This is a genomic window from Thermus albus, from assembly GCF_022760855.1.
Lineage (GTDB): Bacteria > Deinococcota > Deinococci > Deinococcales > Thermaceae > Thermus > Thermus albus.
On record NZ_JAKTNR010000001.1, the window covers coordinates 252818 to 265968 of the forward strand.

Genomic DNA, 13151 nt, shown 5'->3' on the forward strand with positions numbered 1-13151 from the left:
GTTACTCCAAGTAGGTGCGGATGGCCTGGGCGATGGCCTCCGCCACCTGGTTGCGGGCCTCAGGGGTCTTGAGCCGCTCCACCCCCACCTCCAGGAGTACCCCTGCCCCCGGGATATCCGTGAGGGCGTAGGGACCCTCGGCCCGGGCCAGCACGAGGCCCAGGGCAGAAAAGGCCTTTTCCAAGGCCACGGCCAGGCGCCGCGGGTCACCGGCATAGACCTTCAACAAGGCGGCTTGCTCCGCTGGGGCCGTGGCCAGGAGGGCCTCGGCGTTCCGGGCAAGGGGAGAGGTGCGGGCCTTGGGGAGGTAGAGGTTCACGGCGCTGCCCTGGGTCACGTGCAGGGAAACCATCACCGAGGCGGTTTGCGCCTGGGCCAAGCGGGCCTCGAGGGGCACGTACTGGTCGGTTTGCCGGGTGAGTCTGGCGTTGGCCAGGCGGGAGGCTACCCTCTTGGCCAGATCCAGGGTGAGGTCCTTTTCCCAGAAGCCCCCCGCCGAGATACCTGGGTCCTGCCCCCCGTGTCCCGGGTCCAGGAGCACCGTGGGCCTGGGTCTAACCAGGGAACCCCACTCCAGGACCACCTGGCCCCCGCCGGGGTAGTAGAGCCGGGCGGGCGGGCTTTCCAGGGCCAGGCGCAGGCCCTGGGCCTCCTGGCTCAGGCCCGCCCCCTCTCCCTGGGCCAGGAGGAAGAGGACGCTGTTGCCCTCCACCAGGGCGTTCACCTCCCGGGAGAAGCGCACCAAAAGGCGGGCTGGCCCGCGTTCCACCGAAAGAAGCTTAGCCCAGGGAAGCCGGAGCAGGATACCTTCCTGGGCCCGGTATTCCAGGCCCAAGGCCTCGCTTAAGGGCCGTAAAGGGACAAGGACCTCCTGCCCCCGTTTCCAGGCCGCCCCCCGGGCGGCCGCCTGGGCCTCGTTGGCCACCAGGGGGAAGGCCTTGTAGCGGCTTCCCAGGCCCAGGGCCACCTGGCCTTCCCCTTGCCACAGGGCAAGCCCCAGGCCCCGGGCTATAAGGCCCACTTCCCCGTAGGCCAAGCCCCGCCCCCCGGGATACAAGGCCTGGCCCACCTCCCCCCCCACCAGGAGGGGCCTTGGCGCCTGGGCCAGGGCGAGAAGGAGGAATAAGGCCAGCGCCAGGAACCTCATAGCTCCTCCAGGGCGCGGCGCACGGCCCGCTTTTTGTCGTCTTCCTTCCTTTGATAGGCCTTTTTCCCCCGGGCCAAACCCAGGAGCACCTTGGCGTAGCCCCGTTCGTTGAAGTAAATCTTTAGGGGTACCAGGGTGAGACCCTTTTGCTCCACCTTGCCCCTTAACCGGTTGAGCTCGTGGCGGTGAAGAAGGAGCTTCCGCTTTCTCCTGGGGTCCACGTTGGTGTAGGATCCCTTTTCGTAGGGGGCGATGTAGAGGTTTTCCAGGTAAAGCTCACCGTTTTCAAACTTGGCGAAGCTCCCGGTAAAATCCACCTTACCGGCGCGCAGGGACTTGACCTCGGTTCCCTTGAGGACGATCCCCGCCTCGTAGGTTTCCAGGATCTCGTAGTCGTGCCGCGCCCGGCGGTTCTCCAGCACGAAGGCCATCTTACCAAAGGCGGTAGGCTTCCGGCCGCCGGTGGCGGAGGATGGGGTAGCGGGCGCGGTACTCCTCCAGGAAGGCAAAGTCTAGGTCCACCAGCAAAACCCCCTCCTCATGCCTTAGGCCCAGGAGGCGCCCATCAGGGGCCACCGCCAGGGAGGGGCTTCCCGTGTCCGCACGGTTGGCCAGGAGCAGATAGGCCTGGTTCTCCGCAGCCCGGGCCCGGGCCAGGACCGAGAGAAGCTCTTGGTACTCCCCGGGCCAGGCCGAGCCCACCAGAAAGCCCTCGGCGCCCATCAGGGCATAACTGCGAAACAGCTCGGGAAAGTCCAGATCGTAGCAAAGGGCAAGCCCGAACCGTTTGCCGCGAAACTCCCAGATCACGGGGCCTTCCCCGGGCGCAATCCCCTCATCCCCCTCTTCGTCCGACGCCAGGTAGGGATGCACCTTATCGTAAAAGGGACCCTGGGGGAAGATGCCAAGCCGGTTCCTGGGGCCAGGGGCCAGGAAGCCTGCGAGCACCGGTATCCGGTTTTCCTCAGCCAGGGCCTTAAGGGCCTGGGGAAGGGTGTCTTCCCCTTGCTTCCCTAGGATCAGCTCGGGAAGGAGGAGGGCCAAGGCCCCCTCCCCTTGCGCCCTTTCTATTAGGGGTAGGAGGGCCTTGAGCAACTCGGAAACGCTGGGCTTTTTGCCCAGGTGGGCTAGGGCTACCCGCACGCTAGCGCTTTCCCAGGAGTTTCCAGGCGGAGGGCAAAAGGAGGGCAGCCAGGACCGCCTTCACCAGGTCCCCGGGGATGAAGGGGAAAAGCCCCATGGCCAGAAGTGCGCCCGTTCCGGCGAACTTTCCTGCCCCCATGAGCCAGGCGGCAAGCCAGGGAAGCCCCACCAGGTAGAGGAGGGCGTTGCCCGCCAGCATGGCCAGTAGGGTACCCAGGAAGCTGCGGTCTAGGCCAAACCGCTCTACCAAAAGACCCACGAGCCCCGCTGCCAAGGGGAAGGCCAACAGGAACCCTCCGGTGGGGCCCAGAATCCTGGCCAGGCCGCCCGTGCCCCCCGCGAAGACGGGTAGCCCCATGGCGCCCTCCGCCAAATAGGCGAGAAGGGCCAGGAATCCCAGGCGGCTACCCAGGGCCGCGCCCACCAGAAGAATCGCCAAGGTCTGGCCGGTGATGGGCACGGGGGTGAAGGGCAAAGGGATGCTGATCCTGGCGGCCAGGGCCACGAGGAGGCTACCCGCCAGGATTAGGGTGAGGTCTCGAGCCAGGCTACGATTTGGCCAAAGGATTTTTACCAAGGGGGTATAGGGAAGAACCTCGGTTTTCCACATAGCTACCTCCGGGCCACCAGGGTGGCCGTCAACCATGCTATGGTTTTTGGGTTGACGGGTCAAGGCTGGGGGTTCGCTTAAGCCAAGTGCCGGCAATCACTTATGGAAGAGCCGCTATACTAAAGCCATAGCTCTTTACCCCGCCGGCACAGCAAGGGGGCAAGAGCCACGCTAGGAGGTAAGCTATGAAGGTAGGCATCAACGGATTCGGCAGAATCGGCCGCCAGGTGTTCCGTATTCTTCATGGGCGGGGCGTGGAGGTGGCCCTCATCAACGACCTGACCGACAACAAGACCCTAGCCCATCTGCTGAAGTACGATTCCATTTACCACCGCTTCCCTGGGGAGGTGGGGTACGACGACGAGAACATTTACGTGAACGGCAAGCCCATCCGGGCCACGGCCATAAAGGATCCCAAGGAGCTTCCTTGGGGAAGCCTGGGTGTGGACGTGGTCATTGAGTCCACGGGGGTGTTCACCGATGCCGACAAGGCCAAGGCCCACCTCGAGGCGGGAGCCAAGAAGGTGATCATCACCGCCCCGGCCAAGGGCGAGGACATCACCATCGTCATGGGGGTGAATCACGAGCAGTACGATCCCGCCAGGCACCACATCATTTCCAATGCCTCCTGCACCACCAACTCCCTGGCCCCGGTGATGAAGGTGCTGGAAGAGGCCTTCGGCGTGGAGAAGGCCCTCATGACCACCGTGCACTCCTACACCAACGACCAGCGGGTTCTGGACCTACCCCATAAGGACCTGCGTCGGGCGCGGGCGGCGGCCATCAACATCATCCCCACCACCACCGGGGCCGCCAAGGCCACCGCTTTGGTGCTTCCTTCCTTGAAGGGCCGGTTTGACGGGAGCGCCCTCAGGGTGCCCACGGCCACGGGGAGCATCTCCGACATCACCGCCCTTCTCAAGCGGGAGGTGACCGCGGAGGAGGTGAACGCCGCCCTCAAGGCGGCGGCTGAGGGGCCCTTGAAGGGCATTTTGGCCTACACCGAGGACGAGATTGTCCTTCAGGACATCGTCATGGACCCTCACTCCTCCATCGTGGACGCCAAGCTCACCAAGGCCCTGGGCAACCTGGTGAAGGTCTTCGCCTGGTACGACAACGAGTGGGGTTACTCTAACCGGGTGGCGGACCTGGTGGAGCTGGTGCTGAAGAAGGGGGTCTAGATGCGCACCCTTAAGGATCTGGATGCCCGGGGCAAGCGCATCCTGGTGCGGGTGGACTACAACGTCCCCATCAAGGATGGGGCGGTGCAGGACGATACCCGCATCCAAGAAAGCCTTCCCACCCTGCGCCACCTTCTGGAACAAGGGGCCTCCCTGGTGCTTCTTTCCCACCTGGGTCGGCCCAAGGGGGTGGACCCTAAGTACTCCCTGGCCCCGGTGGCGGAGGCCTTGGGCCGGTATCTAACCGGCGTCCGTTTCGTGCCCCACAGCCCCGGTTCCGACCAGGCGCATCAGGCGGTGCAGGCCCTGGCCCCGGGTGAGGTGGCCCTTTTGGAAAACGTGCGCTTTGAACCGGGGGAGGAGAAGAACGACCCCGAGCTTGCCGCCCGTTATGCCCGGCTGGGGGAGGCTTTTGTCCTGGATGCCTTCGGGAGCGCCCACCGGGCCCACGCCAGCGTGGTGGGGGTGGCCAGGCTTCTCCCTTCCTTTGCGGGCTTCCTCATGGAGAAGGAGGTGAAGGCCCTCTCCCGCCTCCTTAAGGATCCGGAAAAGCCCTACGCGGTGGTGATCGGGGGGGCCAAGGTTTCCGACAAGATCGGGGTTATTGAGAACCTCCTGCCCCGCATAGACCGCCTCTTCATCGGTGGGGCCATGGCCTTCACCTTCATCAAGGCCATGGGGGGTGAGGTGGGGAAGAGTTTGGTGGAGGAGGACCGCCTCGAGCTGGCCAAAGACCTCCTAAGGCGGGCGGAATCCTTGGGGGTGAAGGTGCACCTCCCCGTGGATGTGGTGGCGGCGGAGCGGATTGAGGCGGGGGTGGAAACCCGCACCTTTCCCGCCGACGCTATCCCTGTACCCTACATGGGCTTAGACATCGGGCCCAAGACGCAAGAGGCCTTTGCCGAAGCCCTAAAGGGGGCCAGGACGGTGTTTTGGAATGGGCCCATGGGGGTTTTTGAGGTCCCGCCCTTTGACCAGGGCACCTTGGCGGTGGGGAGGGCCCTGGCCGCCCTGGAGGGCGCCTTCACCGTGGTGGGGGGCGGGGACTCGGTGGCGGCGGTGAACCGCTTGGGCCTTAAGGAACGTTTTAGCCACGTCTCCACCGGGGGCGGGGCAAGCCTGGAGTACCTGGAAAAGGGTACCCTCCCCGGGATTGAGGTCCTAGAGTAAGGTAGTTGGTTTCCGCCCCGCCCCTTTGGGCGGGGTTTTCCTATAGGATGGCGGCATGCGTAGGGTCTTGGTGGCAGGAAACTGGAAGATGCACAAGGTGCCTTCGGAGGCCCGGGTGTGGTTTGCCGAGCTCAAGAGGCTTTTGCCCTCCTTACAGTCCGAGGCGGCGGTGTTGCCGGCCTTTCCCATGCTGCCTTTGGCCAAGGAGGTGTTTTCCGGAAGCCAGGTGGCCTATGGGGCCCAGGATGTCTCCCCGCACCGGGAAGGGGCCTACACGGGGGAGGTTTCTGCCCGGATGCTTTCCGACCTGGGGTGCCGCTATACCGTCGTGGGGCATTCGGAAAGGCGGCGCTACCATAGTGAAAGCGACTCTCTGGTGGCGGAGAAGGCCAAAAGGCTTTTGGAAGAGGGGATTATCCCCATCCTCTGCGTGGGGGAACCCTTGGAGGTAAGGGAGAGGGGGGAGGCGGTGCCCTATACCCTGGCCCAGCTGAGGGGGAGCCTCGAGGGGGTCAACCCCCCGGGTCCCGAGGCCCTGGTCATCGCCTACGAGCCGGTTTGGGCCATCGGCACCGGGCGGAACGCCACCCCCGAGGATGCCGAGGCCATGCACCAGGCCATCCGCCAAGCCCTGGCTGAGCTCTACGGAAGGGCGTTTGCGGATCGGGTCCGCATCCTGTATGGGGGCAGCGTCAACCCCAACAACTTCGCCGACCTCCTTTCCATGCCCAACGTGGACGGGGGGCTGGTGGGCGGGGCCAGCCTGGAGCTGGAAAGCTTCCTGAGCCTTCTCAGGATCGCCGGTTGAGCCTCAAAGGGCTTTGGGCTACCCTTATACCTATGCGGCTCCACCCCCGCACCCAGGCGGCCCGGGAAAGCATCTTCCCCAAGATGAGCCAGCTCGCGGCCAGACTCCAGGCGGTGAACCTGGGCCAAGGCTTTCCCTCGAGCCCTCCGCCCGCCTTCCTGCGGGAAGCGGTGCAAAGGGCCCTGGGCCGCTTTGACCAATACGCCCCTCCTGCGGGCCTTCCCCAGCTTAGGGAGGCCTTGGCGGAGGAGTTTGCGGTGGAACCCGAGTCGGTGGTGGTCACCTCGGGGGCCACGGAGGCCCTATATGTGCTCCTCCAAAGCCTGGTGGGTCCGGGGGATGAGGTGGTGGTGCTGGAGCCCTTTTTTGATGTCTACCTCCCCGATGCTTTCCTGGCCGGGGCCGAGGCCAGGCTGGTGCGCCTGCCCCTGGAGGAGGGGGGATTCCGGCTGGACCTAGGGGCCCTGGAGGCGGCCATCACCCCCCGTACCCGGCTGCTCCTTCTCAATACCCCCATGAACCCCACGGGCCTGGTCTTCCGGGAAGCGCTTAAGGCGGTGGCGGAACTGGCCCGGAGGCACCAGCTCTTTCTGGTTTCCGACGAGGTCTACGACGAGCTTTACTTCGGGGAAAGGCCACCCCGGTTACGGGACCTGGCCCCCGAGCGCACCTTCACCGTGGGCAGTGCAGGGAAGCGCCTCGAGGCCACCGGCTACCGGGTGGGCTGGATCGTTGGGCCCCAGGAGTTCATGCCCACCCTGGCAGGGATGCGGCAGTGGACCAGCTTCTCGGCACCAAGCCCCTTGCAGGCAGGGGTGGCGGAGGCCTTGAGGGTGGCCCGAAAGGAGGGGTTCTACGAGGCCTTGCGGGAGAGCTACCGGAAGAGGCGGGATCTGCTCCTTTATGGGCTTAGGTCCTTAGGCCTAAAGGCCCTTGAGCCTGAGGGCACCTACTTCCTTATGGCCGAGCTTCCAGGTTGGGATGCTTTCCAGCTTTTGCAAGTGGCCAGGGTAGCTTTGATCCCCGCCAGCGCCTTCTACCGTGAGGATCCACCCCCATGGCTTTTTCGCTTCGCCTTTTGCAAGGGCGAGAATGAGATCGCCCTAGCTCTGGAGCGCTTAGCTCCTGTGGTAAACTCCCCGGCGTGAAGCCCAAGGTAATCCGATACCTGGATAAGGGGGAGTTTCCCATAGGCGAGGGGGAAGCCTTGGCCCTTTACCGGGCCATGCGCCGGGCCCGGTTTTTTGACGAGAAGGCCCTTCTCCTTCAGCGCCAGGGGCGGCTTGGGGTCTATGCCCCCTTCATGGGACAGGAGGCGGCGCAGGTAGGGGTGGCCTTGGCCTTGGACCCGGGGGACTGGGTGGTTCCCAGTTATCGGGAGTCCGCCATGCTTCTGGCCCGGGGCCTTCCCATCCACGTGTTAATCCTTTACTGGCGGGCCCATCCCGCAGGCTGGCGGTTTCCCCAAGGGGTGCGGGCGGTGAACCCCTACATCCCCATCGCCACCCAGATCCCCCAGGCGGTGGGCCTGGCCTTGGCGGGGCGGTACCGGGGGGAGGGCTGGGTGGTGGGCACCTCTATAGGGGACGGGGGGACCAGCGAAGGGGATTTCCACGAGGGGCTTAACTTTGCTGCCGTCTTTGACGCCCCCGTGGTCTTCCTGGTGCAGAACAACGGCTACGCCATCAGCGTGCCCCGGCAGAGGCAGATGCGGGTGGACTACATCGCCCGGCGGGCGGAGGGGTACGGGATTCCTGGGGTGGTGGTGGACGGAAACGATGTCTTGGCGGTCTATGTGGAGGCTAAGAAGGCCGTGGAGAGGGCGCGGAAGGGGGAGGGGCCCACCCTCCTGGAGGCCCTCACCTACCGCCTGGCTCCCCACACCACCTCCGATGACCCCAGCCGCTACCGCAGCCGGGAGGAGGAGGAGGCCTGGCGGGCCAAGGACCCCATCCTCCGCCTCCGGAAGGCCCTCGAGGAACAGGGACTATGGGGGGTAGAGGCGGAGGAGGCCCTCTTGGGGGAGCTCGAGGAGGAGTTCGCCCGGGAAGTGGCCTTGGCGGACCAAGCCCCTGAGCCTACTCCCGAGATGATCGTGGAGCACGTCTACAAGGAGATGGGCCCCGACCAGAGGCGGGCTTGGGAGGCCTTAAGGCAGGGGAAACACGTGGAGGAACTATGGTAGCGGAAAAGGCCAGGGTGCTGAACCTGGTTCAGGCCATCAACGAGGCCCTGGACCTGGCCTTGGCCCGGGATGAGCGGGTTTTGGTCTTCGGGGAGGATGTGGGCCAGCTTGGGGGAGTGTTCCGGGTCACGGAAGGCCTCCAGGCCAAATACGGGGAGAAACGGGTATTTGATACCCCCTTGGCGGAAAGCGGCATTCTGGGACTGGCCATCGGACTTGCCATGGGGGGATTGCGCCCGGTGGCGGAGATCCAGTTTGCCGGCTTCCTCTACCCGGCTTTGGACCAGATCCTTTCCCACCTGGGCCGCTGGCGGCACCGGTCCCGGGGCCGAGTGGGTTTGCCCGTGGTGGTGCGGGCCCCTTATGGGGGAGGGGTGCACACCCCTGAGCAGCATGCGGACTCTCCCGAGGCCCTTTTGGCCCATACCCCTGGGGTTAAGGTGGTGATTCCCTCGAGCCCTGAAAGGGCCAAGGGGCTTTTACTTTCGGCCATTGAGGACGAGGACCCCGTCTTTTTCCTGGAGGCCATCAAGCTCTACCGGGGGGTGCGGGCGGAGGTGCCCGAGGGCTACTACACCCTGCCCTTGGGGAAGGCCCGGGTGGTGCGGGAAGGGAGGCACGCCACCCTGATCGGCTACGGGGGCATGGTGGAGGTGATGCAGGAGGCGGCCTCAGTGGCGGCTAAGGAAGGGGTGGAGGTCATGGTGGTGGACCTGGAAACCCTGGTTCCCCTGGATGAGGAGACCCTCCTCGAGGCGGTACGCGAGACGGGGCGGGCGGTGGTGGTCTATGAGGCCATGCGCACGGGGGGCTTTGGCGCCGAGATCGCCGCCCGCATCGCCGAGGGGGCCATAGAGTACTTAAAGGCCCCGGTGGTCCGCGTGGCGGGGTACGACGCACCTTACCCTCCCTTTGGCGCCATTGAACACCACTACCGCCCCAATGCTCGCCGGGTGCTGGCGGCCTTGCGGCGGGTTTTGACATACTGAGAGAATGTCGTAAAAGCTCCGCATCGCCTTCTACGAGACTGTTGTAAAAGTCCGCTATACTTGAAGGTGAACTCTACACGTAACCCTTACCCCAGCGACCTGTCCGATGCCGAGTGGGCCCTCCTAGGTCAGGGGCCCCGCCCGTACCTTGAACCCTTGACCCCAGCTCCTAAGCCCGGCAGCTGAAGGAGCAAAGGTGCCCCTGCTTTGCCCGAAGGGCAAACATCTTGGGAGGGGAGATCGCAAACGCCATCCACTTGCTTAGGGCTTGGGCTTGTAGTAGGCTAAGCCCCGATGGAGCGGGTGAAAACGGGGCTTACTCCCTTGGACCGGGCTTTCCCCGGCTTGGTCCTCCTGGCCATAGCCTTGGGCTTGGCAATGGGGAAATGGGTCCCCCAAGTGGGGCGGGTCCTGGAACCCTTTATTCCCTGGGGGCTCTTCCTCATGATCTACCCTACAGCGGCTAAGGTGCCCTTTCGGGCCCTCGGCCGCTCGGCCCTGGAGACCCGCCCCCTTCTCGTGGCTATCCTTTTCAACTACCTGATTAACCCCCTTTTGCTCTTCGCTTTCGGTTGGCTTTTCCTGCGCCAGTATCCGGAGCTTTTTGCCGGGCTTGTCCTCCTGGGCATCGCGCCTTGTATTGGAATGGTCTTGGTGTGGGCGGATCTGGCGGGTGCCCACCGCCCCCTGGCCGTGGGCCTGATGGTGTGGAATAGCATCCTGCAGATCGCCACTGTTCCCCTTTGGCTATATGCGCTTTTAGGGGCAAAAGCTTCCCTTCCCCTAGGAGCCGTTTTCGGGAGCGCGTTCCTCTATCTGGGCCTTCCTCTTTTGATGGCTTATGTGACACAGCGGCTGGCCTTTGGGTGGAAAGGGGAGGGTTGGTTTTGGGAGCGGCTGGCACCACGCTTGGGGAAAGTCCAGCTTACAGCCCTCTTGGCCACCTTGGTGGCCATGTTTGCTCTCAAAGGTGAGGCTATCCTCGAGGCTCCCTGGCTCATCGGTCACATGCTCCTGCCGTTGGTGCTCTTCTTCGGTCTTCTCTTCGCCTTGAGTGCGTCCTTCGCTTGCTTGCTCCTAGGGCTTCCCCTGGACAAATCTTTGGCAGTGGCCTTTAACGTCACGGGACGGAATTTTGAGCTGTCCATTGCCCTAGCCCTTTCTGCCTTCGCTGCCTCTCCTTTGGTGGCGGTGTCCACGGCGGTAGGACCCTTGATTGAGGTTCCTTTTATGCTTCTTTTGGTGGAAGTGGGAAGACGGCTTATGCAGAGCTACCCCCTGTGCTGCCAAGCCTCGTCTTCCGGCTGCTCTTCAGCTTAAAGCTGGCGTAGAGTGTAAGGCATGGAGAGGCCTATCTCCGAAAGGCTTTTTTCCGAGGCCCAAGGGCATATCCCCGGCGGGGTTTCCAGTCCCGTTAGGGCGTTCAAGGCGGTGGGGGGTACGCCTCCTTTCCTCGTGCGGGGGGAGGGGGCCTACGTGTGGGATGCCGATGGGAACCGGTATCTGGACTACGTGCTGAGCTGGGGACCCTTGATCCTGGGCCACGGCCATCCTCTGGTGGTCCAAAGGGTTAAGGAGGTGGCGGAACAGGGCCTCACCTTTGGCGCCCCCCACCCCTTGGAGGTGGAGCTGGCCAAGGCGGTGAAACGGGCCTTTCCCCAGGTGGAGCTGGTGCGCTTCGTGAACTCCGGGACCGAGGCCACCATGAGCGCCTTGCGCCTGGCCCGGGGGTATACGGGAAGGCCCTACATCGTCAAGTTCCGGGGCAACTACCACGGGCATGCGGACGGCCTCTTGGTGGAGGCGGGAAGCGGAGCCCTCACTTTGGGGGTTCCCAGCAGCGCCGGGGTGCCGGAGGAATACGCCCGGCTTACCTTGGTCTTGGAGTACAACGACCCTGAAGGCCTTAGGGATGTGCTTAGGAAGCGGGGAGAGGAGATCGCCGCCATCATCTTCGAGCCCGTGGTGGGCAACGCCGGGGTCCTGATCCCCACGGAAGCCTTCCTCGAGGCCCTCCACGAGGCCAAGGCTTACGGGGTCCTCCTCATCGCCGACGAGGTGATGACGGGTTTCCGCCTGGCCTTCGGTGGGGCCACGGAGCGGTTTGGACTCAAACCCGATCTCATCACCCTGGGGAAGATTCTCGGGGGAGGTCTTCCCGCCGCTGCTTATGGGGGAAGGCGGGAGATCATGGAGAAGGTGGCCCCCTTGGGGCCCGTGTACCAGGCGGGGACCCTTTCGGGAAACCCTTTGGCCATGGCCGCGGGCCTGGCCACCTTGGAGATCCTGGAGAGAAATCCCGGTTACTACCCCTACCTGGAGGGTCTGGGGGCGAAGCTGGAGGCGGGGCTTAGGGAGGTTCTTTCCCAAAAGGGTATTCCCCACACGGTAAACCGCATGGGTTCTATGTTGACCGTCTTCTTCACCGAAGGGCCGGTGGTCGCCTTCCGAGATGCCAAGCGCACGGACACGGAGCTTTTCAAGGGCTTCTTCCATGGCCTCCTGGACCGGGGCGTGTACTGGCCGCCCTCCAACTTTGAGGCGGCCTTCCTTTCGGTGGCGCATGGGGAGGAGGATGTGGCCCTTACCTTGGAAGCCTTGGACAAAGCCCTCTAGCCCATGACCCTTAAGGAGCCCATCTGCGCCATCGCCACCCCCATGGGAAAGGGGGCCATTGGGGTGGTGCGGCTTTCCGGGGAAGGGGCCTTGGGGGTGGCCAGCCGGGTGTGGCGGGGGAGGGACCCGAGGAGCCTCAAAGGAGGCCGGTTCACCCTGGGGGAGGTGGTGGATCCCGACACGGGGGAGGTCTTGGACCAAGCCCTCCTCCTGGTCTTTCGCGCGCCCAAATCCTATACGGGGGAAGACGCCTGTGAGTTCCACACCCATGGCTCGCCAGCGGTCTTGAGGAGGGTCCTGGAGGCCCTGGTGAAGGCGGGAGCCCGCCTGGCGGCTCCCGGGGAGTTCACCTTCCGGGCCTACATGAACGGCAAGCTGGACCTGGCCCAGGCGGAAGCGGTCTTGGCCCTGGTGGAGGCGGAAGGGGAGCTGGCCCGCCGCCAGGCCTTAAGGAGCCTAGAAGGGAGTTTTTCGCAAAAGATTGCCGGCCTGGAGGACAGGCTCCTTTCCCTGCTTGCCCATATCCAGGCCCTACTGGACTACCCCGAGGAGGGGGTGGAGCCCCTGGAGGCCAAGCGGGTGATTGGGGAGGTGCTGGAGGAGGTGCAGGCCCTCCTGGCCCAGGGCCGGGCCTCCCGGCTGGCCCAGAAGGGAGCCCGCCTGGCCCTAATCGGGGCGCCCAATGCCGGTAAGAGCTCCCTTCTGAACGCCCTTTTGGGCTACGAAAGGGCCTTGGTTTCCCCTATCCCCGGCACCACCCGGGACTATCTGGAAGCCCCTTTGGAGCTTTTCGGCATTCCCCTGGTGGCGGTGGACACCGCGGGGATAAGGGACACGCAAGACCCCCTGGAAAGGGCGGGGGTGGAACGGGCCTTAAGGATCGCCGAGGAAGCCGACCTGGTGCTTTACGTGGCCGACCGCTCGGCTCCCAAGCCTCCCCTTCCTCCCTTGCCCCCCAGGAGCTTGAAGGTGGCCACCAAGGCCGACCTTCCCCCCGTATGGGAAGACCCGGAGTTTCTTCCCGTTTCCAGCCTCACCGGCCAGGGCCTGGACCGGCTTAAGGAGGCCATCCGGGAGGCCCTTTTGGGCAGGGAAGGGGGGGAGTACCTCCTCACCGAGCGACAGCTTCAGGCCCTCCACCGGGCCCGGGAGAGGCTTCTAGAGGCCTTGGACCTCCCCGAGGACCTGATGGGGCTGGCTCTGGAGGAAGCCGTGCGCACCCTGGCCTCCCTAAGGGGCAGGAGGGAGGTTTCCCCGGAGGTGGTGGCCCGCATCTTCCAGAACTTTTGCGTAGGGAAGTAG

At 64.6% G+C, this 13151-nt stretch carries 13 protein-coding genes; 9 read left to right on the top strand and 4 right to left on the bottom strand.

Features of this window, described 5'->3' with window-relative positions:
* Position 1: 1 nt before the first annotated feature.
* Genes L0D18_RS01320 through L0D18_RS01335 form a run of 4 tightly spaced genes read right to left on the bottom strand, consistent with a single transcriptional unit; the run spans position 2 to position 2900 of the window.
* Positions 2-1147 (bottom strand): N-acetylmuramoyl-L-alanine amidase family protein, encoded by a 1146-nt coding sequence (locus L0D18_RS01320; RefSeq protein ID WP_243026859.1) that lies wholly within the window; start codon positions 1145-1147, stop codon positions 2-4.
* The gene (gene smpB, locus L0D18_RS01325; protein ID WP_243026860.1) at positions 1144-1578 is read right to left on the bottom strand and encodes an SsrA-binding protein SmpB; all 435 of its coding nucleotides are present in this window, start codon (positions 1576-1578) and stop codon (positions 1144-1146) included. Before smpB ends, L0D18_RS01320 begins: the two co-directional genes overlap by 4 nt.
* Before the next feature lies 1 nt (position 1579).
* A complete protein-coding gene (locus L0D18_RS01330; RefSeq protein ID WP_243026861.1) occupies positions 1580-2290 on the bottom strand; it encodes a carbon-nitrogen hydrolase family protein in 711 nt (236 codons plus the stop codon).
* A gap of 1 nt (position 2291) precedes the next feature.
* Positions 2292-2900: a biotin transporter BioY gene (locus L0D18_RS01335; RefSeq protein ID WP_243026862.1), complete on the bottom strand. Its 609-nt coding sequence runs from the start codon at positions 2898-2900 to the stop codon at positions 2292-2294.
* Between the two features lie 185 nt (positions 2901-3085).
* Here L0D18_RS01335 and gap point away from each other — a divergent pair, with 185 nt between their 5' ends.
* From gap to mnmE, 9 genes are all read left to right on the top strand, one after another.
* Positions 3086-4081: a type I glyceraldehyde-3-phosphate dehydrogenase gene (gene gap, locus L0D18_RS01340; protein ID WP_243026863.1), complete on the top strand. Its 996-nt coding sequence runs from the start codon at positions 3086-3088 to the stop codon at positions 4079-4081.
* Positions 4082-5251 carry a phosphoglycerate kinase gene (locus tag L0D18_RS01345; protein WP_243026864.1) on the top strand — a complete coding sequence of 390 codons (1170 nt, stop codon included), beginning with the start codon at positions 4082-4084 and terminating at the stop codon, positions 5249-5251. It abuts the gene before it with no gap.
* A 55-nt stretch (positions 5252-5306) separates the two neighbouring features.
* A complete protein-coding gene (gene tpiA, locus L0D18_RS01350; RefSeq protein ID WP_243026865.1) occupies positions 5307-6059 on the top strand; it encodes a triose-phosphate isomerase in 753 nt (250 codons plus the stop codon).
* 32 nt (positions 6060-6091) lie between these two features.
* Positions 6092-7207 carry a pyridoxal phosphate-dependent aminotransferase gene (locus L0D18_RS01355; protein WP_243026866.1) on the top strand — a complete coding sequence of 372 codons (1116 nt, stop codon included), beginning with the start codon at positions 6092-6094 and terminating at the stop codon, positions 7205-7207.
* Positions 7204-8244 carry a pyruvate dehydrogenase (acetyl-transferring) E1 component subunit alpha gene (gene pdhA, locus L0D18_RS01360; RefSeq protein ID WP_243026867.1) on the top strand — a complete coding sequence of 347 codons (1041 nt, stop codon included), beginning with the start codon at positions 7204-7206 and terminating at the stop codon, positions 8242-8244. The genes L0D18_RS01355 and pdhA overlap by 4 nt, the downstream gene beginning before the upstream one ends.
* On the top strand, positions 8238-9233 hold the full coding sequence (locus L0D18_RS01365; protein WP_243026868.1) for an alpha-ketoacid dehydrogenase subunit beta: 996 nt from the start codon (positions 8238-8240) through the stop codon (positions 9231-9233). The genes pdhA and L0D18_RS01365 overlap by 7 nt, the downstream gene beginning before the upstream one ends.
* Positions 9234-9527: 294 nt before the next feature.
* Positions 9528-10553: an arsenic resistance protein gene (locus L0D18_RS01370; protein WP_243026869.1), complete on the top strand. Its 1026-nt coding sequence runs from the start codon at positions 9528-9530 to the stop codon at positions 10551-10553.
* A 21-nt stretch (positions 10554-10574) separates the two neighbouring features.
* A complete protein-coding gene (hemL, locus tag L0D18_RS01375; protein WP_243026870.1) occupies positions 10575-11849 on the top strand; it encodes a glutamate-1-semialdehyde 2,1-aminomutase in 1275 nt (424 codons plus the stop codon).
* Between the two features lie 3 nt (positions 11850-11852).
* Entirely contained in the window at positions 11853-13151 is a 1299-nt protein-coding gene (gene mnmE / locus L0D18_RS01380) for a tRNA uridine-5-carboxymethylaminomethyl(34) synthesis GTPase MnmE (protein ID WP_243026871.1), read from the top strand.

Coding starts and splice junctions, on each gene's coding strand:
- hemL (WP_243026870.1), top strand. CDS start 10,575: ATGGAGAGGCCTATCTCCGAAAGGCTTTTTTCCGAGGCCCAAGGGCAT.
- L0D18_RS01370 (WP_243026869.1), top strand. CDS start 9,528: ATGGAGCGGGTGAAAACGGGGCTTACTCCCTTGGACCGGGCTTTCCCC.
- L0D18_RS01355 (WP_243026866.1), top strand. CDS start 6,092: ATGCGGCTCCACCCCCGCACCCAGGCGGCCCGGGAAAGCATCTTCCCC.
- smpB (WP_243026860.1), bottom strand. CDS start 1,578: ATGGCCTTCGTGCTGGAGAACCGCCGGGCGCGGCACGACTACGAGATC.
- L0D18_RS01345 (WP_243026864.1), top strand. CDS start 4,082: ATGCGCACCCTTAAGGATCTGGATGCCCGGGGCAAGCGCATCCTGGTG.
- gap (WP_243026863.1), top strand. CDS start 3,086: ATGAAGGTAGGCATCAACGGATTCGGCAGAATCGGCCGCCAGGTGTTC.
- mnmE (WP_243026871.1), top strand. CDS start 11,853: ATGACCCTTAAGGAGCCCATCTGCGCCATCGCCACCCCCATGGGAAAG.
- L0D18_RS01335 (WP_243026862.1), bottom strand. CDS start 2,900: ATGTGGAAAACCGAGGTTCTTCCCTATACCCCCTTGGTAAAAATCCTT.
- L0D18_RS01365 (WP_243026868.1), top strand. CDS start 8,238: ATGGTAGCGGAAAAGGCCAGGGTGCTGAACCTGGTTCAGGCCATCAAC.
- L0D18_RS01320 (WP_243026859.1), bottom strand. CDS start 1,147: ATGAGGTTCCTGGCGCTGGCCTTATTCCTCCTTCTCGCCCTGGCCCAG.
- tpiA (WP_243026865.1), top strand. CDS start 5,307: ATGCGTAGGGTCTTGGTGGCAGGAAACTGGAAGATGCACAAGGTGCCT.